At 66.0% G+C, this 21,208-nt stretch carries 14 protein-coding genes and 2 tRNA genes; 4 read left to right on the top strand and 12 right to left on the bottom strand.

The genetic code is table 11. The features are described from left to right. Positions 1-280: 280 nt before the first annotated feature. The 5 genes from AC1MCA_RS06870 to AC1MCA_RS06850 all read right to left on the bottom strand — a co-directional run bounded on the left by AC1MCA_RS06870 (position 281) and on the right by AC1MCA_RS06850 (position 5,352). Positions 281-925: a TetR/AcrR family transcriptional regulator gene (locus AC1MCA_RS06870; protein ID WP_479802163.1), complete on the bottom strand. Its 645-nt coding sequence runs from the start codon at positions 923-925 to the stop codon at positions 281-283. Continuing rightward, positions 922-2,958, bottom strand: coding sequence for a YhgE/Pip family protein (locus AC1MCA_RS06865; protein WP_479802161.1), 2,037 nt, complete (start codon positions 2,956-2,958; stop codon positions 922-924). Before AC1MCA_RS06865 ends, AC1MCA_RS06870 begins: the two co-directional genes overlap by 4 nt. Continuing rightward, complete coding sequence (locus AC1MCA_RS06860) at positions 2,955-3,647, bottom strand: ABC transporter ATP-binding protein (protein WP_479802159.1); 693 nt, start codon at positions 3,645-3,647, stop codon at positions 2,955-2,957. The genes AC1MCA_RS06865 and AC1MCA_RS06860 overlap by 4 nt, the downstream gene beginning before the upstream one ends. A gap of 68 nt (positions 3,648-3,715) precedes the next feature. Continuing rightward, a complete protein-coding gene (locus tag AC1MCA_RS06855) occupies positions 3,716-5,185 on the bottom strand; it encodes a dihydrolipoyl dehydrogenase family protein (protein ID WP_479802158.1) in 1,470 nt (489 codons plus the stop codon). A 93-nt stretch (positions 5,186-5,278) separates the two neighbouring features. Beyond that, a tRNA-Arg gene (locus AC1MCA_RS06850) sits at positions 5,279-5,352 on the bottom strand. A gap of 275 nt (positions 5,353-5,627) precedes the next feature. Between AC1MCA_RS06850 and AC1MCA_RS06845 the strand changes: the two genes are divergently transcribed. After that, a complete protein-coding gene (locus AC1MCA_RS06845) occupies positions 5,628-7,454 on the top strand; it encodes a phosphoenolpyruvate carboxykinase (GTP) (RefSeq protein WP_108599689.1) in 1,827 nt (608 codons plus the stop codon). Positions 7,455-7,546: 92 nt separating this feature from the next. Here the strand turns inward: AC1MCA_RS06845 and AC1MCA_RS06840 are convergent, their stop codons facing one another. The 4 genes from AC1MCA_RS06840 to AC1MCA_RS06825 all read right to left on the bottom strand — a co-directional run bounded on the left by AC1MCA_RS06840 (position 7,547) and on the right by AC1MCA_RS06825 (position 11,243). Beyond that, on the bottom strand, positions 7,547-8,707 hold the full coding sequence (locus AC1MCA_RS06840) for a globin domain-containing protein (RefSeq protein WP_479802156.1): 1,161 nt from the start codon (positions 8,705-8,707) through the stop codon (positions 7,547-7,549). Positions 8,708-8,846: 139 nt separating this feature from the next. After that, complete coding sequence (locus tag AC1MCA_RS06835; RefSeq protein ID WP_479802154.1) at positions 8,847-9,296, bottom strand: RrF2 family transcriptional regulator; 450 nt, start codon at positions 9,294-9,296, stop codon at positions 8,847-8,849. Positions 9,297-9,316: 20 nt separating this feature from the next. Next, the gene (locus AC1MCA_RS06830) at positions 9,317-9,838 is read right to left on the bottom strand and encodes a hypothetical protein (protein WP_479802152.1); all 522 of its coding nucleotides are present in this window, start codon (positions 9,836-9,838) and stop codon (positions 9,317-9,319) included. Continuing rightward, entirely contained in the window at positions 9,825-11,243 is a 1,419-nt protein-coding gene (locus AC1MCA_RS06825) for a phosphomannomutase/phosphoglucomutase (RefSeq protein WP_479802151.1), read from the bottom strand. Before AC1MCA_RS06825 ends, AC1MCA_RS06830 begins: the two co-directional genes overlap by 14 nt. A gap of 118 nt (positions 11,244-11,361) precedes the next feature. Between AC1MCA_RS06825 and AC1MCA_RS06820 the strand changes: the two genes are divergently transcribed. Continuing rightward, on the top strand, positions 11,362-13,542 hold the full coding sequence (locus AC1MCA_RS06820) for a RecQ family ATP-dependent DNA helicase (RefSeq protein ID WP_479802149.1): 2,181 nt from the start codon (positions 11,362-11,364) through the stop codon (positions 13,540-13,542). On the opposite strand, the gene AC1MCA_RS06815 is transcribed toward AC1MCA_RS06820, so the two are convergent. The 3 genes from AC1MCA_RS06815 to AC1MCA_RS06805 all read right to left on the bottom strand — a co-directional run bounded on the left by AC1MCA_RS06815 (position 13,466) and on the right by AC1MCA_RS06805 (position 17,584). Next, entirely contained in the window at positions 13,466-14,947 is a 1,482-nt protein-coding gene (locus tag AC1MCA_RS06815) for an MFS transporter (protein WP_479802147.1), read from the bottom strand. The two genes, AC1MCA_RS06820 and AC1MCA_RS06815, sit on opposite strands and share 77 nt — an antisense overlap. Before the next feature lie 163 nt (positions 14,948-15,110). Then, a tRNA-Ser gene (locus AC1MCA_RS06810) sits at positions 15,111-15,198 on the bottom strand. Between the two features lie 85 nt (positions 15,199-15,283). Beyond that, positions 15,284-17,584: a prolyl oligopeptidase family serine peptidase gene (locus AC1MCA_RS06805; protein ID WP_479802146.1), complete on the bottom strand. Its 2,301-nt coding sequence runs from the start codon at positions 17,582-17,584 to the stop codon at positions 15,284-15,286. 75 nt (positions 17,585-17,659) lie between these two features. Between AC1MCA_RS06805 and AC1MCA_RS06800 the strand changes: the two genes are divergently transcribed. Together AC1MCA_RS06800 and AC1MCA_RS06795 are read left to right on the top strand one after the other, a co-directional pair. Continuing rightward, positions 17,660-19,600, top strand: a complete 1,941-nt coding sequence (locus tag AC1MCA_RS06800) for an FAD/NAD(P)-binding protein (RefSeq protein WP_479802144.1) — start codon at positions 17,660-17,662, stop codon at positions 19,598-19,600. A 510-nt stretch (positions 19,601-20,110) separates the two neighbouring features. After that, positions 20,111-21,208, top strand: coding sequence for an ABC transporter substrate-binding protein (locus AC1MCA_RS06795; RefSeq protein WP_479802143.1), 1,098 nt, complete (start codon positions 20,111-20,113; stop codon positions 21,206-21,208).

The raw sequence follows: 21,208 nt of genomic DNA, 5'->3' as shown, positions 1-21,208 counted from the left end.
GCGAGTTCCCACGTGCTGACGAAGGCCAGGGAACAGGCCAGGGTCAGGCTGGTTCCCACGCCAACTGCCACAGCGACTGCGTGCCGGCGCCTTGAGAGAACTTCGAAAAGCGCCGCCACGTAGGCCAGGGCCACCAGTGCGAGGAACGTGAACATGACCGGCTCTTCGAGGGTGATGGCCGTCAAAACCAGCATGAGCAGCGCCACCACGGCCGTGATCAAGGCGAGCTTTCCGCTGTTCCCCATGTGACGCATGTGATCAATCATCGCTGAGCCAAAAGCTAGTTGACGACGTAGCCGCGCATGATTGCCATGATTGCTGCAACACTTTGGTCACGGGTGCGTTCCGGGTTGTAGGTCTGGCGGTCCAGTCCCACCACAAAGCAGGCACCGAAAATTGCCGTTTCCAGGCTGCCGCGCGAAATGCCCGCATCCACGGGATAAACAGCAGCCACCTTGTCGATGGCTGCGCCGATCACCGCCAGCAGCTCCGCACGGAGGACGGCAAACGTGCCCTGCCACTCGCTGGGGATCCGCCAGTTCTCGCTCACCCACAGCCGCGCGAAGGACGGGTACTCGGCCATAAAGTCCATGGCCTGCCCGATCATCGCCTCCATCGACACCAAGGGATCGGCTGCAGCCTCGCCCTGCTCGGTCACCAGACGATCCTTCAGGATGTCCACGCCGTGCCGGAGCAGCTGCGCAATCAGGTCCGATTTGCTGCCGAAGTTGTAATAGACCGTTCCCTTGGACACGCCCGCCGCCGCGGCGATCTCGTCCATCGTCACTCCGGCGGCGCCACGTTCGCCGATCAGTTCCATCGACGCCTCGAACAGCTTTAGCCGCGTGGCATTGGTCCGTTCCGGGCGCAGCTTCTTTTCGGCCGGACCCGGCACCGGCGACCCGGGAGCAATGCCGCGGCTCATACCGCGATCTCCGGCTTCAGGGTCTTGAGGGTCCAGTATTTGTGCTTCCTGACCGCCAGCGTGGACATGGCCGCCCCCAGCAAGGTGTAGCCGAGCAGGCCCATGACCGTGGGCACGATCATGGACAGATCCGCACCGTAGATCAGGTGCCGCATGCCGGTCACGACGTAGCCCATCGGCAACACCTGGTGCACCACATGCAGGGGCTGCGGTGTGGTCTGCCAGGGAAAGGTTCCGCCGGAGGACACCAGCTGCAGCACCAGCAGGATCAGGACCACGAGCTTTCCGGGCGATCCCAGCAAGGCCACTACGCCCTGGATGATGGCGCTGAATGCCATGGCCGCGGCCAGCATAAAGAGCCACATGAGCACCGGATGCGCCGGGTTCAGGCCCAGGGCCAGGTCAACTACCAGGGTGAGCAGGCTTGCCTGCACCACAGAGACGGCGAGGAAGGGGAGCCAGCCGCCGACGGCGATTTTCCAGGCGGGGGCGTTTGAGGCCAGGGCCCGCTGGGTGATGGGCCGCATGGCCTGGATCAGCATGAAGATGCCAATCCACAATGCGAGGGTCAGGAAAAACGGCGCAAGTCCGGCACCGTAGGAGTCTGCCTTGGCCTGGGAGACATTGCTGACGGCAACGGGATCGGCAATCACCTGCGACAGGCTGCTCTTCTGCGAGTCGTCAGGGTTGGGCACCTGCCCGGCACCCTTGGCAATTTCATCTGCCAGGGTCCGGGAACCCTCCGCGGCGGTGCGGGCCCCCGCCTCAACCTGCCCCGCGCCGGCGTCGAGCGTCCCCGCTCCGTCAGCCAGGCGCCCGGCGCCGTCGAGGGCTGCCTGCTGTCCGGTGGCCAGGGTGGCTGCGCCGGTGTGGAGCTGGTCGGCGCCTGCGGAGGCCTGGCCAACAGCATCCCTGAGGGCGGGGGTTGCCGCAGCGAGCTGTGCCGCGCCCACGCTCACTGCTTCGGAGCCGTCCGCGAGTTGCTGGATCTGCGCAGCGTCGGCCTGGATGGCCGTTTTCGCTGCGGCAACCGGGCCGGAGGCGGCTGCGGCGTCAAAGTCGGTCAGGATTCTGTCGGCCTGCGCCTGGGTGATGACCTGCTCGGCCACCAGGCGGGCGTTCGATTCGCTGACCCGGGTCCGGAGCCCCTGGTCGGCGGCATCAAGCTGGGTGAGAACGCCCTGGATCCTTGTGTTCAGCAGGGCGTTTCCGGCGGCCACCTGAGCGGCTCCGTTGGCGAGCGTCCGGGAATCCGTCGGCAGCGTGGCCGTCCTGTCCTTGAGCACGGAGAGCCCGCTGCTGAGCTGTCCGGCGCCGTCGGTCAGCTGGTTTGCGCCATCCCGGAGTTTCAGCTGCCCGGCGTAGAGTTCCCCCGCCCCGGCCTGCAGTTCGCTGGTGCCCGCGTGCAGGGCGATGGTGCCGTCGCGGAGGGAAGCAACGCCGTCGGCAAGCTGCCCCGCGCCTCCGGCCGCCTCGAGCATCTGGGCGTGGATGGTGCCGTAACCGGTGAGCAACTGGTTGGCGGTCTCTTCGCCCACCTCCTTGGCAACGGTGCTGTGGACGGCCGTGGTCAGCTTGTCCACGATGGTGCTCAGCAGGTAGTTGTTGGCATCGTTGGTGGTGACGTTCAGCATGGCCTGGCTGGCCGAATCGAAGCTGCCTGGTGAGACCAGATTGGTGGAGAAGTCCTGCGGGATCTTCAGTGCGAAGGCGTACTTGCCGCTGCTGACCCCCTGATCCGCCTCCGCTGCTGTGCCTACCGGCGTCCAGTTGAAGACGTTGCCGTCCACCAGCCCGTCCGCCACCTTCCGGCCCGCCTGCAGTTCGGTGCCGTCGCCGGACGTGGCGCCGGTGTCTTCCACCACCAGGGCAGCGTCGATCTGGTTCAGGTTCCCATAGGGATTCCAGTTGGCGTACAGGTACACGGCTCCGTAGAGGAGCGGCACCATAATCAGCGCCAGGATGGTCAGCTTAGGCAGCAGCCCGCCGGTCATCCTCTTGAGTTCGGAACGGGCAAGCCGCAGAACAGTCACTTGGCATCCTCGGTTTCGAGTCGGAGGTCGTTGTCGAGCGTCCTGGCCGGAACGCCCCCGGGGTGGCGGATGGAGTTGCCGATAACTGCAGCCGGTCCCTTCCACCTTGCCGGGAGGGCAGTAACGGTGACGACGACGGCGAGCGGCCGGCCGCCGTCGTGCGCCAGCTCTTCAAGTCTCGGGAGCCAATCCGCCGCGTGGGCGCTGTGGCGGTCCGGGGAGTCCACCACGAGCAAATCTGTGTGCGGGTTGGCCAAGGCGAGCGCGGTCAGCAGCTCCATCCGGCGGTCCGGCGGCAGCTGTTCGGTCCACAGATCCGCAATGTCCTCGAACCTGTTGACTTTCAGCCAGGGCTTGCTGAGCAGCGCCCCACGATAACGGCGGGGGATCAGGGCGAGGTCCTCGGTGACAAGGTCGCGCACGCTGAGGTGTTCCTCCGGTTCGTTCACGCGCGGTGAATCAACCAGTGCGCTGGCGAGTCGGAGGGTCTTGGTGCGGTCACTGCCATCCCACAGGATGGGCCCGCCGGTGGGTTTCATGCGTCCACTGACGGCGAGGGCAAGGGCGGTCCGCTGGTCCTGGCGTTCGCCGGTGACGAGGAGCAGGTCGCCGCGGCCGGCGCGGAGGGAGGTGGGTGGAAGAAGGTCGCCCCGCCGGCCTTTTACATGGAGTTGCTGAGCGGAGAGCAAAGATGACCTTTCGCAGGAAACTGTCTGCTCCCATTCTAACTAAACTGACTGGTCAGTTCAAATAGAAATTACAGGCCGTACTTCTCCAGCAGCCTCAACCACACTTCGCTGACCGTGGGAAACGACGGCACCGCATGCCACAGCCGCTCCAGCGGGACCTCGCCCACCACGGCGATGGTCGCGGCATGCAGCAGCTCGGCCACCTCCGGGCCTGCGAAGGTGGCGCCCAGCAGTACCCTCCGGTCCTCGTCGATAACCAGTTGTGCCCAGCCCTCGTAATGGTCCGAGCGCAAGGATGATCCCGACACCTGGATGGGAAGTTCCACGGAGGAGGCGTTGTAGCCGTCCTTGCCGGCTTGCTCCAGCGTGCGGCCCACGGCGCCGAGTTCCGGATCAGTAAACACCACACGGGGGACGGCGTGTTCGTTGGCCGTATGGGCGTAGCGGCTCCAAGCCGCCGGGGCGCCGCGGAGTTCGCCTTTGGCCCGGGCTGCAATGGCGTCACCGGTTGCCCTGGCCTCGTACTTGCCCTGGTGCGTGAAAAAGTTCCTGCCGCCGGCATCTCCCACGGCGTAGAGCCATGGCCCGCCGTCCGGTGTGCCGTGAACCAGTCCCGACGAATCGGTCGTGAGGGACAGCGCTTCGCCGTCCGGAGGGGTGAAGCCGAGGCTTTCCAGGCCCAGCCCCTCGAGGGCAGGATGCCGGCCAGTGGAGACCAGGATTCTGTCCACAGTGACGGTGCTCTGACCGCCGGTGTCCTGACCGTCCAACGTCAGTTCGAAGGTGCCGTCGTCATTCTCGTGGATGGCTTTGGTGGACGTGTTGAGGCGGATCTCGACGCCGTCCGCGCGGAGCCCGGCTGTCACGAGTTTCGACGCTTCTGCCGGAAAGCTGCCCAACAGGCCGCTCCTGGCTACGAGTGTCACAGCCGAACCCAGCCGGGCGAAGGCCTGAGCCAGTTCTGTCCCGGCAACCCCGCCGCCCACCACTGCCAGCCGCCCGGGCACCTCTTTGGCTGAGGTGGCTTCCCGCGTGCCCCAGACCTGGACGTCGGCCAGCCCCTGGATGGGCGGCATGGTGGGGGTCGAGCCGGTGGCCAGTACGACGGCGTGACGCGCCTTGAGCCCGTAGGAGTTACCGTCCAGCCCGGCTACTTCGACCGAGCGCGCTCCGGTGATCCAGCCGTGGCCCCTGATCAGTTCGATTCCGGTGTCCTCCACCCACTTCACCTGGCCGTCGTCCTGCCAGTTGCCGGTGAAGTAGTCCCTCCGCTTGAGGACTGCGGCCACATCCAGGGTCCGGGTGACTGCTTCCGCCGCCCCTGGAACCGTCTGGGCGCCGTGCAGTGCGGTACCGGAGCGGAGCAGGGCCTTCGACGGGATGCAGGCCCAGTACGAGCACTCACCGCCCACCAGTTCGGCCTCGACGAGGACCGCGGTAAGACCGCCCTGGACCACCCTGTCCGCCACGTTTTCGCCCACGGCGCCTGCGCCGATCACAATGACGTCAAATTCGCGTACCAGAGCCTGGGTGGTCATTGGTCCAGCCTACGCCGGGGCGTCCGGGTTCCAGGGGTTCTCTGACTTAAAGCAAAAGACCCGCACCGGCGAACCGGTGCGGGTCTTGATCTGTGCGCCCAAAGGGATTCGAACCCCTGACCTTCTGTTCCGTAGACAGACGCTCTATCCAGCTGAGCTATGGGCGCATCTTGCGTTTCGCGGAGTATCTCGCTCCCCGAACCTCGAATTACTTTACGCGAGGGTGGCACCTCATGCCAAATCGAGAAGCATGTAATATCCGCGACTAGACCGGTATAGGTGACCTTCGTCACTTAATTTCGCTGTTTTGCGTGTTCTTCCCTTGATTTTGCGCGGTTTCCGGCCCAAACGCTCACGAAGGTGCAGTGTGGTCCACAAGTTCAGGCCCGGGCGGCCCAATAGCATTTAGGACACACCGATGAACCCGAGGAAGGGAACCGCAATGGGCGATCTGGCACAACAGCCGCTGCTTGAGAAAGCACCCACCACACATGCTGCACTGCTCGCATGGGTCGAAGAGGTTGCGGAGCTCACGCAGCCGGACCGCATCCACTGGGTTGACGGCTCCGAAGAAGAGAACACCCGTCTCACGGACGAACTGGTTGCAGCGGGAACACTGACCCGCCTGAACCAGGAGCTCTTCCCGAACTCCTTCGCCGCGTTCTCCGATCCGGCAGACGTGGCACGCGTTGAAGAGCAGACCTTCATCTGCTCCGAGAACGAACGCGACGCCGGCTTCACCAACAACTGGATGGCCCCGGCCGAGATGAAGGAAAAGCTGCGCGGCCTGTTCTCCGGCTCCATGCGCGGCCGCACCATGTACGTGATCCCGTTTGTCATGGGCCACCTCGACGCTGAAGATCCCAAGTTCGGCGTCGAAATCACGGACAGCGCCTACGTGGTCGCATCCATGCGCATCATGGCCAACATCGGTACCCCGGTCCTGGACAAGATCACCGCGACCAACGCGTTCTTCGTTCCGGCGCTGCACTCCCTGGGCGCTCCGCTCGCCGCGGGCCAAAAGGACGTTGCGTGGCCCTGCAACCCGGACAAGTGGATTGTCCACTTCCCCGAAGAGCGCTCCATCTGGTCCTTCGGCTCCGGTTACGGCGGAAACGCCCTGCTGGGCAAGAAGTGCTACGCCCTTCGCATCGCTTCGGTGATGGCCCGTGACGAAGGCTGGCTGGCCGAGCACATGCTCATCCTGAAGCTGACCTCCCCGGAGCAGAAGAAGTACTACGTCTCTGCAGCCTTCCCGTCCGCTTGCGGCAAGACCAACCTCGCCCTCCTCGATCCCACCATCGAAGGCTGGAAGGTTGAGACCCTGGGTGATGATATCACCTGGATGCGGATCGGCAAGGAAGGCGAACTGCGCGCCACCAACCCCGAGGCCGGCCTGTTCGGCGTTGCCCCGGGCACCGGCTGGGGCACCAACCCCAACGCCATGCGCGCCATCGCCAAGGGCCACAGCATCTTCACCAACGTCGCCCTGACGGACGACGGCGGCGTGTGGTGGGAGGGCATGACCGATGAGGTCCCCGCCCACCTGACCGACTGGGAGGGCAACTCGTGGACCCCGGACTCTGACAAGCCTGCCGCCCACCCCAACTCGCGCTTCTGCACGCCGATCTCCCAGATCGACATGCTGGCCGAGGAATACAACAGCCCCGATGGGGTGGAGCTCTCTGCCATCCTCTTCGGCGGCCGCCGCAAGACCACGGTGCCGCTGGTCACCCAGTCCCGCGACTGGACCAATGGCATCTTCATGGGTTCCACGCTCTCCTCGGAGACCACGGCTGCTGCTTCCGGCCAGGTCGGCGTCCTCCGCCGCGACCCGATGGCCATGCTGCCGTTCATCGGGTACGACGCCGGTGACTACCTCAAGCACTGGATCAGCGTTTCCTCCAAGGCCAACCCTGCACGCCTGCCCAAGATCTTCCTGGTCAACTGGTTCCGCCGGACCGCTGACGGTGGCTTTGCGTGGCCTGGCTTTGGTGACAACGCCCGCGTCCTCAAGTGGGCCATCGAGCGCATCGAAGGCAAGGCTGCCGCTGTGGAAACCCCCATCGGCTTCGTTCCGACCGGCGATTCGCTGGACCTCACCGGACTGGACCTGACGCACGCCCACGTGGAGGACGCTGTACGCGTCGATCCCGAGGAATGGGCCGCTGAGCTGGCATCCATTGAAGAGTGGTACGCCAGGTTCGGTGACTCCCTGCCTGAGGCACTGACCTCCGAACTGGCCTCTCTGAAGGCCCGTTTGGGCTGAAAAGCCTGAAGAAGGACGACGGCCCCGCACCTTTTAGAAGGTGCGGGGCCGTCGTCGTCCACGTCCCTCCGAAGGTTCCTCCGGGGGAGGGGTCAGCTGGCCAGCCAGATGTCGGGGCCGAACACCTCGTAGTGGATTCGGGTGGCGGGGATGCCGGCGTTGATGGCCTCGTTGCGGATGTTCTTCATAAACGGCAGCGGCCCGCACAGGTACAGCGAGGCGTCGGCCGGAAGATCCACCTCGCGCAGGGACATAAATCCTTCGTAGGACCCGGCGGCCTGCTTTTCGAGCCACAGCTTGAGTTCGGCACCGTCCAGGCGGTCGACGTCGTCCGTCATCTGGCCACGCAGCGCCCAGCTTTCCAGCGTGCTTTCGGCGTGCAGCACCAGCACCTGCCGACCTGAACCCGACTCTGCCAGGGACCGCAGGATGGACGCGGTGGGTGTGCAGCCGATGCCTGCTGACGCCAGCACCACGGGGCCCTCGCCGTCCTTGAGGACGATCTCGCCGTAAGGGTTGGAGATCTCCAGGATGTCGCCGACCTCGACGCCGTTGTGCAGCACCGGGGACACCTCGCCGTCGTCATCGAGCTTGGTGGTGAAGGTCCTGCCGAGGCCGGCGTCATCCGACAGGGAGTACTGGCGGACCTGGCGCAGGCCGTCCGGAAGCTGGACCTTGACGCTGACGTACTGTCCGGGCAGTGCGGGGGTGACGGGAGTGTCGTCCGCCGGTTCAAGTGTGAACGTCATGGCACCGGTTCCCGCTGGAGTCTTGGCAGCCACGCGCCAGGGCATCCACATTTTGTCGTTTGCCTGGGCGGCGTAGAGACCCTTTTCGATTTTGATGAGGGCGTCGGCCATCAGCCAGTACACCTCGGTCCAGGCTTCGGCGATTTCCGGGGTGATGACCTCTGCGAGGTCCTCGGCGATGGCGGCGAACAGGTGCTCGTAAACCACCTGGTACTGGGGTTCGGTGATGCCGAGGGAGGCATGTTTGTGGGCGATCCGGGAGAGGACCTGCTCCGGGAGGGTGCCCGGGTTGTTGACCAGGTGGGTGGCGAAGGCGGCGATGCTTCCGGCCAGGGCCTGCTGTTGGTTGCCCGAGCGCTGGTTGGAACGGGAGAAGAGGCCGTCCAGCAGTCCGGGGTGGGCGGCGAACAGCCGGGCGTAGAACTTGGGGGTGATGGCTCCGATCCGGGAACCGACGAGCGGCAGCGTTGCCTCAATGACTGGGCGGGACTTGTCCGAGAGCATATGTACTCCTGATGTAGGGACCGGGGCTTTCATCCGGCCGGATTCAATACTTGTATACGAAATACAAGTATTCATATCCAAGTTCTACACCTTGTAGAATTTCGAATCAAATCGGTGACGCGGTGGGCTTTGGCGGAGCCTACAAACCGGGCCGCAGGCCGATCATGGCAAAGACCGGCGCCATCTGCCGGTAGCTGGGGAGTTCGGCAATGACCAGCGGATCGAGCTCCCGGTAGAACGCTTCCCGGGCGCGGGCCAGGGCGCCGCGCAGCCTGCACTCGTTGATGAGCGGGCATTCGCCATTCAGGGTGTGGCAGTCGGCCGGGTCTGCGCGGGTGTTCAAGAGCCGCAGCAACTGGCCCACCGTTGCCGCGCGGCCGGCCGCGTTGAGCCGCGAGCCGCCGTTCCGGCCCCGCTCGACGTCAATCATGCCCAGCTCACGGAGCCTGGCCATGGCCTTGCTGACGTGGTTGTACGGGGTGCCCACTGCGTTGGCTATGCTCTGCGTCGTCAGCAGGTTGCTGTCCGGTGCTGCCGCCAGCACCATCATGGCCCGCAGGCTGACGTCCGCGAAGGCATTGAGTCTCATGTCATCAACCTAGCGGAGGTCTAGTCCACCCAGATGGCGGGTTCGTTGGAATCAGCTGCCAGCTGGCCGAACTCCCATTCGTGGGATTCTGTGTTGGGTTTGTAAGGCAGGACGGCCGCAAAAAGGGAACCGTCACGGTGTTCGGTGGCCACATGGATGGCGTCCGAGTCCTCCTCCACCAGGAGGATGTCGCAGACCACCGCCGCGGCTCGGAACTCAGCCCTGTTCTGGCGGAGCAGTTCGGTGAGGTCGCTGATCATCGAATCGGCGTCGAAGTCTGCGTCCGAACCGTCCTTGGCATCAGCGGGGGTGACGGCCATCAGGCGGACTTCACCATCGTTCTCCACCACCAGCGCGAACGGCAGGAACCCGCCGTTCCGCTGCAGCTGTTCCTGGGCCGCGCCGATGCCCGTGCCGAGCAGGTTTTCCAGGTCCGTGGCCGTGGCTTCCGGGACGCTGTCGCGCCAGGAAGAGCTTTCCCCGGGGGTTGCCTCTGGGCCGGTGGTGGCGTTGCCGTCCACGAGCGGTTTAGCGCCGGACATTGGAAAGCACGCGGTCGCGCACGCGTTCCATGGTGGGACGGTCCGTTGCTTCCACGTTCAGGCGGAGGAAGGGCTCGGTGTTGGAAGGGCGCAGGTTGAACCAGTAGCTGCCGTCGTTTGCCGTGAACGTGCTGCCGTCCATGGTGTCAATGGTGATGTCCTCCGCGGCGAAATCTGCGCGGACCCGCTCAACGGCCCCTGCCTTGTCCTCGATCTCGGAGTTGACCTCGCCGGAGGAAACGTAGGGCTCGTACTCGCGGCCGAGCTCGGACAGCGGGCCGTCCTGTTCCCCAAGAGCAGCCAGGACGTGCATGGCGGCCAGCATGCCGGTGTCTGCGTTCCAGAAGTCGCGGAAGTAGAAGTGGGCAGAGTGCTCGCCGCCGAACACCGCGCCTTCCTCTGCCATGACTGCCTTGATGAAGGAGTGGCCCACGCGCGTGCGGACCGCACGGCCGCCGTCGTGCTCTACAAGCTCCGGCACTGCGCGGGAGGTGAGCAGATTGTGGATGATGGTGGGCTTGGCCTCACCCTGTGCCTGGGCGCGGGCAATTTCGCGGCGCGCCACCATGCCGGTGATGGCCGACGGCGAAACGGGCTCACCCTTTTCGTCGATGACGAAGCAACGGTCGGCGTCGCCGTCGAAAGCCAGCCCGATATCGGCGCCGTGGGCGAGGACAGCGGCCTGCAAATCACGGAGGTTCTCCGGCTCGAGGGGGTTCGCCGGGTGGTTGGGGAATGAACCGTCCAGCTCGAAGTAGAGGGGGATGATCTCGAACGGAAGCTTGTGCAGGAGGGCGTCGCCCAGGACCGCCGGCGTGGTGAGGCCGGCCATGCCGTTGCCTGCGTCGACGACGACCTTCAGCGGGCGGGAGCCGGAGAGGTCCACCAGCTTGCGCAGGTACACGGCGTAGTCCTTCAGGACGTCGTGGACGCCGATCAGGCCGCGGGTGGGGGCTGCCGGGATGGAGCCGGTGTTGAGGTAGTGCTCGGCGAGTGCCTGGATTTCCTTGAGCCCGGATTCAGAGGAGATGGGCTGCGCTCCCGGCTTGGACATCTTGATCCCGTTGTACTCAGCGGGGTTGTGGCTGGCGGTGAACGTTGCGCCGGCCGCATTCAGTGATCCGCACGCGAAGTAGAGTTCGTCGGTGGAGATCAGGTCCAGCAGCTGGACGTTGGCTCCGCGGGTGGCGGCACCGTCTGCGAACGCTTTGCTGAATTCGGGGGAGGACGGGCGCATGTCGCCGCCCACGAGGACAGTCTGGCCTTCCAGCTTAAGGACATCAACGAACGCAGCACCGACGGCCTCGACGATTTCGGCGGTGATGGAATCACCCACGATTCCCCGGACGTCGTAGGCCTTGAAGGATGCCGAAAGGTCAAAAGTCTTTGTCTGTTCGCTAGTCACGGGTCTTATCTTACGTGGAAGCGGACAGGTGCCTGTGGAGGGGAAGTGTAGCCCGCACCATATCCACAGAGGGAGCCTCCGGGTCCCGGCTGTCAGTGGGGGCTGGGATACTGAATCAATGGCCGATACCCAGAACACCGCCCTTCGCTCCGCTGCAGCTCCTGACCCCGGTTCCACAAAGACCCAGGCATTGGAAGTCCTCCGCGAACTCGTTGGGCATCCGGAAGCGGACTTCCATGACGGGCAGTTTGAGGCGATCGAGGCACTGGTCGACGGCGGCCGGCGGGCTTTGGTGGTCCAGCGCACCGGCTGGGGCAAATCGGCCGTGTATTTTGTGGCCTCCCTGTTGCTCCGGCGCCGCGGTGCCGGCCCCACCCTGATCGTCTCGCCGCTTCTGGCCCTGATGCGGGACCAGGTCGCCGCCGCGGCCCGCGCCGGTGTCCGGGCCGTGGCCATCAACTCCGCTAACCAGCTGGAATGGGACACCGTACGGGAACAGCTCGCGGCGGATGAGGTTGACGTGCTGCTGGTCTCGCCGGAACGGCTCACCAACCCCTCGTTCCGGGAAAACCAGCTGCCGGAGCTCATCCGCCGGACCGGCCTGCTGGTCATTGACGAGGCGCACTGCATCTCCGACTGGGGCCACGACTTCCGGCCGGACTACCGCCGGATTGCGGACCTCATCACGCAACTGCCGGACTCGGTTCCCGTGCTGGCCACCACGGCAACGGCCAATTCGCGCGTGGTCCACGATATCGAGGAACAGCTGGGCGCCGGTGTCCTGACCATCCGCGGCACCCTCGGCCGCGACTCCCTGCGCCTGGGCGTCCTGGCACTGCCCAACTCCAGGGAACGGCTGGGCTGGCTCCTGACCCATCTCGCAGACCTCCCCGGCAGCGGCATCATCTACACCCTGACCGTCTCCGCAGCCGAAGATACGGCGCGGCTCCTCGCCGAAGCGGGGCACGAAGTGCAGGCCTACACGGGCCGGACCGATCCTGCCGACCGCGAACGGGCTGAGCAACTCCTCAAGGACAACCAGGTGAAGGCACTCGTGGCCACCTCCGCCCTGGGAATGGGGTTCGACAAGCCGGATCTTGGGTTCGTGGTCCACCTGGGGGCTCCGTCTTCCCCGGTGGCTTATTACCAGCAGGTGGGGCGTGCGGGCCGTGGCGCGGCAAACGCAGACGTGCTGCTGTTGCCCGGATCCGAGGACCGCGATATCTGGCAGTACTTCGCGACAGCTTCGATGCCCTCCGAGGAGAAGGCCAGCGCCGTGCTGACCGCCTTGGCCGACGCCGGCACGGCCGTGTCAACGGTTGCCCTGGAGGCGCGGGTTGACCTGCGCCGCACGCCGCTGGAACTGCTGCTCAAGGTCCTGGCCGTGGACGGTGCCGTTGAACGCGTCGGCGGCGGCTGGCGGTCCACCGGCCAGCCCTGGTTCTACGATGCTGAACGCTACCGCCGGATCGCCGAAGCCCGCGTGGACGAGCAGGACTCCATGGTGATCTACCAGGACACCGCCGGTTGCCGGATGGAGTACATCACCTCGGTGCTGGATGACGAGACGGCGCACGCCTGCGGACGGTGCGACAACTGTGCCGGCCGCTGGTTCCCCGCGGACATCGCCGAGGACGCCACCGCGGCCGCGGGGCAGACCCTCAGCCGCGCCGGGGGCGTCCTGGAGGCGCGCCTGCAGTGGCCCAGCGGCATGGACCGCCTGGGCGTTCCGGTGAAAGGCAAGATCAAGCCCAACGAATCCCTGACAGACGGCCGCGTGCTGGCCAGGCTCACCGATCTGGGCTGGGGCGGGGCTATGCGCGAAATTTTCGCGGCCGGGGCCGAGGACCGCCAGGTCGATCCGGCCATGCTGCAGGCGTGCGTCCAGGTCCTGCGCGAATGGGCAACTCCTGTTGGCCGAAACCCGGGCTGGAGCGGGGCAGGCAGGCCGGCCGCAATCGTCAGCATGCCCTCACGCAGCAAACCTGAACTGGTCCGCTCGCTTGCCCGGGGGATCTCGGAAATCGGCAGGATGCCTTACCTGGGGGAGCTGGACCTCGGCCATGGCGGACCAACGGGAAGCCGTGGCGGCAACAGCGCGTACCGTTTGGCCGGAGTCTGGGACCGCGTGGTGGTGGGCCCGGAGCTGGAGGCTGCGTTGGCTGCCCTGGACGGTCAGGGCGTGATGCTCATTGATGACCTCGTGGACAGCCGCTGGACAGTTACCGTGGCTGGACGCGCCCTGCGGCGGGCGGGGGCGGGGGCTGTTCTTCCGCTGGTTCTTGGCCAGGCCGGCTGACCGCCGCACCGGCATGCCGGTGCAGAGCCAGGCTGTCCGCCGTGCTGAGGAGCATCAGGACAGCCATGGTCAGGAACGCCCCACGGTACGGACCGGCCGGATCCGCGGGGAAGGCCCCCACGCCGTCGAAAATGCGGATCAGGAGCGCGCCCACGGCAATACCGGCACCCGCAGCCAGCTGCACCAGGGTGGCAGACACTGTGTTGGCGGAGGTGAGCTGGGCGGGCACGATGTCCGCGTACTGCACCGAGGCGTAGGCGGAGAAGCCGATTGAACGGAAAGCCCCGCTGAAGACCAGCAGCACGAAGATCAGGACTTCCGGTGTATCAGGGGTGAGCAGTGCGCAGGCGGCGAATGTCACAGCCGAGGCAAGCGAACCGAAGACGAGCATTGCCCGGAAGCCGAAGCGCCGGATGAGCGGGGTAGTGGCCGGCTTGATGCCGATGTTGCCGACGAAAACCGCTGCCACCATGATTCCGGCGTGCAGCGGCGACCAGCCGAAACCGGCCTGGAACATCAGCGGCAGGAGGAAGGGCACCGAGGATATGGTCAGCCGGTACACAAACCCGCCGGTGGCCATGGCACGGAAGGTCCGGGTGGAAAAGACGGTGAGGTCAAAGAGCGGTGTTCTGGCGCGCCTCATCCACAGCACGGCGGCTGCCAGCGCCGCCACACCGGCAGCTGCGCTCAGGGCGGCCCACGGCCCGTCGGGGTGGGCGGTGGCCAGTTCCAGGCCAACCACCAGGGCGCCCACTCCGGCGCTGGTGAGGATCAGGCCCAGCCAGTCCAGCCGCCGTTGGCGGTCGCCGGCACCGGCCGGGACCAGCCGCAGGGCTGCAATGAAGGCGGCCGCACCCAAGGGCAGATTGAGAAGAAAGATCCAGTGCCAGGAGAGATAAGTGGTCAGCGCCCCACCCACCAGGGGTGCCAGTACGGGCGCGAGCAGTGCGGGCCACACCAGGAAGGCCGTGGCACGCAGCAGTTCTGACTTGGGCGTTCCGCGGAGCACCACCAGCGTCCCTACCGGAACCATCATGGCCCCGCCGGCGCCCTGCAGGATCCGGCTGAGGGTCAGCATGGTGAGGTCGGTGCTCAGGGCACAGGCCAACGACGCCACGGTGAACACAGCGATCGCCAGGCAGAAGACCCGGCGGGCCCCCATCCGTTCCGCGAGCCAGCCGCTGAACGGGATGCCCATGGCCACCGTCATGAGGTAGGCGGTCATGGTGATGTTGACGTCGGCGGCGGGCACGCGCAGGTCCGCGGCGATGCTGGGGATGGCGGTGGTCAGGATGGTGCCGTCGAGGATCTCCATAAAGAAGGTCGCGGCCACCAGCAGGGCAAGCCGCGGATTCCAGACCTGCTGTGTCCCGGTTTCCACGTCCGCGCTGTTGCTTGCTGCCATTGAACCATCCTGCCACCGCGGGCTGACGGTGCGCTCTGCGTGTCCGTACGCCGGACTGGCTGCACCCCGGACGGGTTGGGCCCGGGGATCTCAAGGAGGCAAAGCGCTCTGGCCACTACGCCCGGGTACGCAAAAGGCCCCGGTCAAGGACCGGGGCCAAACGCGGAGACGGGGGGATTTGAACCCCCGGTGGAGTTGTGCCCCACACTTCATTAGCAGTGAAGCCCATTCGGCCGCTCTGGCACGTCTCCAATTGCTATTCCTAGCCCACCAAGGATACGCAGAACGGGGCATGCAGCGCAAAACGGCCATGTGGCCCTGGTCAGGGCGGCGGGGTCAGGCGCCCCCGCCGGCCAAAGTCCGCCACAGGAAGTGCTGGCTGCGTGCCTGGAGTGCGGCCGCCTGCCGGTTGTCCGAGGCACCGGCGTGGCCACCCTCCAGCGCCTCGTGGAACCAGACATTGGGAATGCCCATGGCCTCCATCCGGGCAGCCATCTTGCGGGCCTGGACCGGCCCCACCCTGTCATCGGACGTGGCCGTCCAGATGAATGTCTCCGGATACTCCACCCCGTCCCGGAGCAGGTGGTAGGGCGAAAAGGTTTTGATGAACTCCCATTCCTCAGCCACATCAGGGTCGCCATATTCGGCGATCCAGGAGTGTCCGGCGGAGAGCTTGGTGTACCGCCTCATGTCCAGCAGCGGCACTCCGCACGAGACCGCCCCAAAGAGTTCCGGGTAGCGGGTGAGCATGTTGCCCACCAGCAGCCCGCCGTTCGAGCCGCCCACGCAGCCAAGCCGTTCACGGGACGTGACCCCGCGCGAGATCAGGTCCTGCGCCACTGCCGCGAAGTCCTCGAAGGCGCGGTGCCGGTTCTCCTTCAGGGCTGCCCGGTGCCACGAGGGACCGTATTCGCCGCCGCCCCGGATGTTGGCCACCACGTAGACTCCGCCACGGGAATGAAGCGCCACACCCGGCCCGCCGGAGGCGGCAGTCCGACGCTCCAGCCACGCCCTGCCCACAGTCCCGCTGTAGGCAGGGGTCCTGGAAATCTCAAAACCACCATAACCGGAGAGCTGCGTGGGGTTCTGCCCGTCCAGGACCAGCTCCCGTGAAGCAACCTGGAAATAGGGCACGCGGGTGCCGTCTGCGGACACCGCGAAGTGCTGCTGCACCTCATAGTTGGCGTCATCAAAGAACGACGGCGACGACTTGACGGTCGTATGGCTGCTCACCACGCCGCCCGTCCCGGAACCCGCACCGCCGGCGGTGTCTGCCTCTTCGGCGCGGTGGGCGCCGGCGCCGTCCCTGACCAAGGTCCCGCGCATCAGGGTGCTGGGCGTGGTGAAACCCGTGGCGACCAGCCAGAAATCGTCGCCTGCACCGCCGTCGGCCGGTCCCTCATCCTCGTCATCCACCGCGTAGGCGTTAACGTCGTGCAGCGGCGGGCAGGCGTCCAGCAGCGAGGACGCCCAGGCCGCACCATCGGCCGCCAGGCCCGGCCTGGTGGGGTCCAGCACCCGGATCTCGGACGACACGTCGCGCAAAAGGTTCAGCAGCAGGAAATTCCTCGTCCAGCTCCACGACTGCAGCGAGGTGTGGGCATCCGGGGTAAACAGCACCGAGATTTCCCGCGTCCCGGCAACGTAGTCCTCGAACCTTGCCGCGAGCAGCGAACCGGCGGGGTACGTGGTGCCTTCCAGAGCCCAGTCGCGCTGCGGGCGGAACAGAAGCCACTCCCGGTGGGCGCTGAGGTTCACATCCGTAGGTGCGTCGATCTCAACCAGGGCGGCGCCGTTCCGGACAAAGGTGCGGCGGTTGAAGAAGTCGATGTAGTCCACCGCGAACGTGCGCTCGAAACCGGGCGTTGAGTCATGCGCGGCCAGGGCCATCATGTGGTCCTCAGCCACCTCAAAAAACCGGTCAGCAGCGGACAACGCCTCGCCGCGCCGCAGCGTGACGGCCGTCCGGGCGTAGGACGAGGCGGTCTTGGGCAGTTCCCCGGCCGTGGAGGCAACCAACAACGTGTCCGCATCCAGCCATGAGACGTTCCCCTTCGCCGTCGGGAGGTCAAAGCCGCCGGCTGCGGGGTCAACAAAGGTGCGGGTTCCGACGTCGAACTCGCGGTACCGGTTGGCATCGCCGCCGTCGGGGGAGAGCGCCACCAGCGCCAGCCTGTACGGTTCCCCGGCGGCCGGGCGCAGGAAGGTGGCCCCATGGAAAACCCACTCCTCACCTTCCGCGGCAGCGAGGGCATCAACGTCCAGGAGGACGTCCCATTCGGGGGAGTCCGTCACGTAGCTGTCCCACGTGGTCCGGCGCCACAATCCCTTGGGGTTGGCCTGGTCCTTCCAGAAGTTGTAGTACCAGTCGCCGCGCTTGCCCACCATGGCGATCCGGTCCGTTGAGTCCAGCACCTCCAGGATGCTTCCTTCCAGACCGGCGTAGTCGGCGTCCTCCAGAAGGTCCTCGGTGCGGGCGTTCTGCTCCCGGACCCAGTCCAGCTGCGCCTCTCCGTAGATTTCCTCCAGCCAGACGTTCTCGTCGGTGGGTTCGGGGGCGACCCCGCCGGTGGAGGCGTTCGAAGAAGTCTGGGCGGAGGAAGAACCGGGCGCTTGATCAGCTGCTGTGGTGGTCATGCGCCCCATCCAAACAACATCTGAGCGCAGCGTGCAAGTCAAACACAACGGGCGCGTGCCGATACTCTGGATGCCGTGGGTAAATCGCAGAGCATCCGGACCGCCATCATCGGCGCCGGCCCCCGGGGAACCAGTGTGCTGGAGCGACTGCTCGCCAACGCCGCGACCCACCCCGGCTCCGTTCTCCATATTGACGTGATCGATCCCTACCCGGCAGGTCCCGGACATGTGTGGCAGCCTGACCAGTCGCGGCTGTACCTGATGAACACCCAGTCCTTCTATCCCACAGTCATTCCGGAGGACCCCCGGCTGGCCCTCGCCGGCACGACGTTCGACCGCTGGCGTGTCCGCCAACAAACCGATCCGTTGTCCTCCCTCACGCCGGACGAACGGTCGGAACTGGCAGCGTTGGGATCCCGCGACTTTCCCAGCCGGGCGCTGTACGGCCGCTACCTGCGCTGCACGCTCGAGGAGCTCACGGCAAAGCTCCCCGACGGCGTCACCATCAGTTTTCATGAGACGGAAGCCGAATGGGTGCGCCCAACGGGTACCGGCGGCGCAACAGCAGCCGCCGGAACGTTCGACGTGGGACTCGCCGGCGGCGGCTCGCTGACCGTCGATTCCGTGGTCCTGGCACTGGGGCACCTGGGCTCCCGCCTCAACCCGGAACAGCGTGAGCTGCAGTCATCAGCGGGCCAGCTGGGCCTGAAGTACTTCCCGCCGGCTGTCCCCGCCGACGTCGACTGGTCCGCCATCCCGGCCGGGGAACCTGTCCTGGTCCGGGGGATGGGGCTGAACTTCTTCGACGTTATGGGGCAGCTCACCGAGGGCAGAGGTGGAAAATTCATCGACGCCGGAGCCAGGCTCGAGTATCAGCCCTCCGGTCAGGAGCCCTTGATCATTGCTGCCTCACGCCGTGGCACTCCCTACCGGGCCAAGGCGGCGCTGGGCGGTTACTACCCGTCGTCGGTCACGCTGCGGTACCTGACCGAGGCGGCGCTTGCCCGGTTCGCGGCAACCGGGATCACCCCCGGCTTCGAGCACGATCTCTGGCCGCTGCTGCACCGCGATACCCTGTGGGCCTACTATTCCACTCTGGTGCGCTCGCAGAAGGGGGCCGTCCCGGACCCCGCCGCGTTCCTGGCCGCACTGGATGAAGCCCTGCGTCCCCACGCCCACAGCGCCGCCAACTGGGAGGCCTCGGTGGACAGCGTCCTGGCCGTGCATATCGGGCCGCGGCACCGCCTGGATCTGCTGGGTCTGGCTTCCCCGCTGGCCGGCCGGTCTTTCGCGTCGCGGGCTGAACTGGACGCCGCCGTCGTGGATTACCTCGTTGATGACGCCCGCCGTTCAGCGCTGGGGGAGCAGGACCCGGTGAAGATGGCCATCGGTGCGCTGCATCACGGGCGGGCGGTGCTGAAGACGGCAGTGGCCGACGGCGGCATCACCGATGCCTCGTGGGTAGCCGGCCTCCGTGGCTGGTTTGAGTCGTTTGTGGAGGGCCTCGCCAGCGGGCCCCCGGCCCTCCGTTCCGAGCAGTTGGCCGCACTGGCCCGTGCGGGGGTGGTCAGTTTTGTCGGACCCGACCCCCGGTTCGGCGTGGACCGCCGGACCGGACGTTTTACTGCCCTCTCACCATGGGTGGGCGGTCCGCCCGTCACGGCAAGGACGATGGTGGAGGCGCTCGCACCCGCCAACCGGGTATCCGCGAACGACTCACCGCTCCTGGAGCAGCTGCTCGCGGATGGACTGGTGCGCCCCCGGCTGATGATGACCGCCGAAGGTGCCCCCGTGCAGTCCACCGGTCTTGACGTTGCCCCGCACCCGTACCGGCCGGTGGCATCCAACGGCGCAGTCCCGGACGGACTGTATGTGTTGGGCCTGCAGCTATCGGCGTCCCAATGGGGAACAGCCATCGCCGCAGAATCCGTCCAACAGGGCGGCCCCAACTATCCCAGCGGCCAGCGCACCCTCCGCGACGCCGACGAAATCGCCCGGGCCATCCTGGGCCACTGAACCCCCTCCCAAAAAACCAACGCGGGGTCACTCCTCGCCCAATATTCCCCTCGTATTGGGCGAGGAGTGACCCCGCGTTGCTTTGGTGAGCCGGCGTGCCCCGGAAAGAAATATTTGCCTCCCCGACACGGCCGGCCGTGCCCCGCAGGACAACCCCCTGAGTCGTGGGAAGAAGCCAGGCGTTTCATCCGACGTCGGAATGTTGAGTGGCTGCGGCGTGGCGTTGCCCCTCATGACGTCCCGCAGCCCTTCCCCCTGACGCCGTGTTACGCCGGGTTGTGCACTCTTGCCGGAGATGACGCTGCGTTGACCCCTGCGTCCCGGATTGCTCCGGAAGACGCTCCGCGGACTCGGGTGACCCGCAGTTTCTTCCCGTGAACCAGGGTCTTCTGCCGCCGATTCTTCTCTGCTCTAGTGGTTGCCACGAGCCAGCCGGCCCGGACCAGCATTGCCGGTTGGCGTTGCAGGTCCAGCCGGTGCCCCGTCCAACAAATGCAGAAAGAATCCCCCATGAAAAACCGAAACCAGCCCGCACGAACAACCCCGGCCGCAGATACCGCAGGAGGCATTGCGGGACGGATTGCAGCCGCTGCCGCCATGGCGCTCACACTTGTGCTGACCGGTTGTGGCGGCGCTGCAACGGCGCAGTCAGGGGGCAGCCAAGGTACCGAGGTAAAGACTGTCCGCTACCAGGGTTCGCCCAACACTGTAGCCCTGGTGGAAGTGGCGGAGGACCTCGGCTATCTCGGTGACGTGAAACTCGAGTGGGTCAGCAACACCACCAGCGGCCCGCAGAGCATCCAGTCGGTTGCCACGGACCAGACAGACATCGGCGGAGCATTCACCGGCGCCGTGATCAAGCTGATCGAGGCCGGCGCCCCGGTGAAAGCCGTCATCAACTACTACGGCGAGGACAAAGACACCTTCACCGGGTACTACGTGGAGGAAGGCAGCCCCATCAGGACCGCCAGGGACCTGATCGGCAAGAAAATCGCCGTTAACACCCTGGGCGCCCACCACGAAGCGGTCATCAATACCCACCTGAAGAACAGCGGCCTGACTCCCGAGGAAATCAAGCAGGTACAGCTCGTCGTGGTCCCGCCCAACGAGACCGAAGTGGCACTCCGGAAGAAGCAGGTCGACGTCGGCACGCTTGGTGGTGTGCTCCAGGACCGGGCGCTCGCCGAGGGTGGCGTGCGTGCCCTGTTTACCGACGTCGGCGTCATCGGAGGTCCCTTCGATGCCGGCCAGTATGTCCTCCGGAACGACTTCCTGGCGAAGAACCCCGAAACCAGCCGCACGCTGGTCACCGGCGTCGCCCAAGCCATCGAGTGGGAACGCACCACCCCGCGGGAACAGGTGATCGCCAAGTTCGAGGAAATCATCGCCAAACGCGGCCGGAACGAGAGCACCGAGGCGCTCAAGTACTGGAAGAGCGTAGGGGTGGCATCGCCGGGCGGGCGGATCCAGGACACCGACTTCACCCGCTGGTCCGACTACCTGCAATCAGCGGGAATCATCAACGGCGAACTGGATACCGGGAAGCTCTACACGAATGAGTTCAACCTGCTGGAAACCCCGGCGCCTGCTGCAACCTCGAAAGGATAG

Source organism: Arthrobacter sp. BK1, assembly GCF_056680055.1.
Note: the sequence above shows the minus strand (reverse complement) of the source record. Positions and strands in the feature narration are given on the sequence as shown.

What these genes read in the sequence shown, in the direction of transcription:
- AC1MCA_RS06805 (WP_479802146.1), bottom strand. Translation starts at nt 17,584, where the DNA reads ATGACCACCACAGCAGCTGATCAAGCGCCCGGTTCTTCCTCCGCCCAG.
- AC1MCA_RS06845 (WP_108599689.1), top strand. Translation starts at nt 5,628, where the DNA reads ATGGGCGATCTGGCACAACAGCCGCTGCTTGAGAAAGCACCCACCACA.
- AC1MCA_RS06795 (WP_479802143.1), top strand. Translation starts at nt 20,111, where the DNA reads ATGAAAAACCGAAACCAGCCCGCACGAACAACCCCGGCCGCAGATACC.
- AC1MCA_RS06820 (WP_479802149.1), top strand. Translation starts at nt 11,362, where the DNA reads ATGGCCGATACCCAGAACACCGCCCTTCGCTCCGCTGCAGCTCCTGAC.
- AC1MCA_RS06840 (WP_479802156.1), bottom strand. Translation starts at nt 8,707, where the DNA reads ATGCTCTCGGACAAGTCCCGCCCAGTCATTGAGGCAACGCTGCCGCTC.
- AC1MCA_RS06870 (WP_479802163.1), bottom strand. Translation starts at nt 925, where the DNA reads ATGAGCCGCGGCATTGCTCCCGGGTCGCCGGTGCCGGGTCCGGCCGAA.
- AC1MCA_RS06815 (WP_479802147.1), bottom strand. Translation starts at nt 14,947, where the DNA reads ATGGCAGCAAGCAACAGCGCGGACGTGGAAACCGGGACACAGCAGGTC.
- AC1MCA_RS06830 (WP_479802152.1), bottom strand. Translation starts at nt 9,838, where the DNA reads ATGTCCGGCGCTAAACCGCTCGTGGACGGCAACGCCACCACCGGCCCA.
- AC1MCA_RS06855 (WP_479802158.1), bottom strand. Translation starts at nt 5,185, where the DNA reads ATGACCACCCAGGCTCTGGTACGCGAATTTGACGTCATTGTGATCGGC.
- AC1MCA_RS06835 (WP_479802154.1), bottom strand. Translation starts at nt 9,296, where the DNA reads ATGAGACTCAATGCCTTCGCGGACGTCAGCCTGCGGGCCATGATGGTG.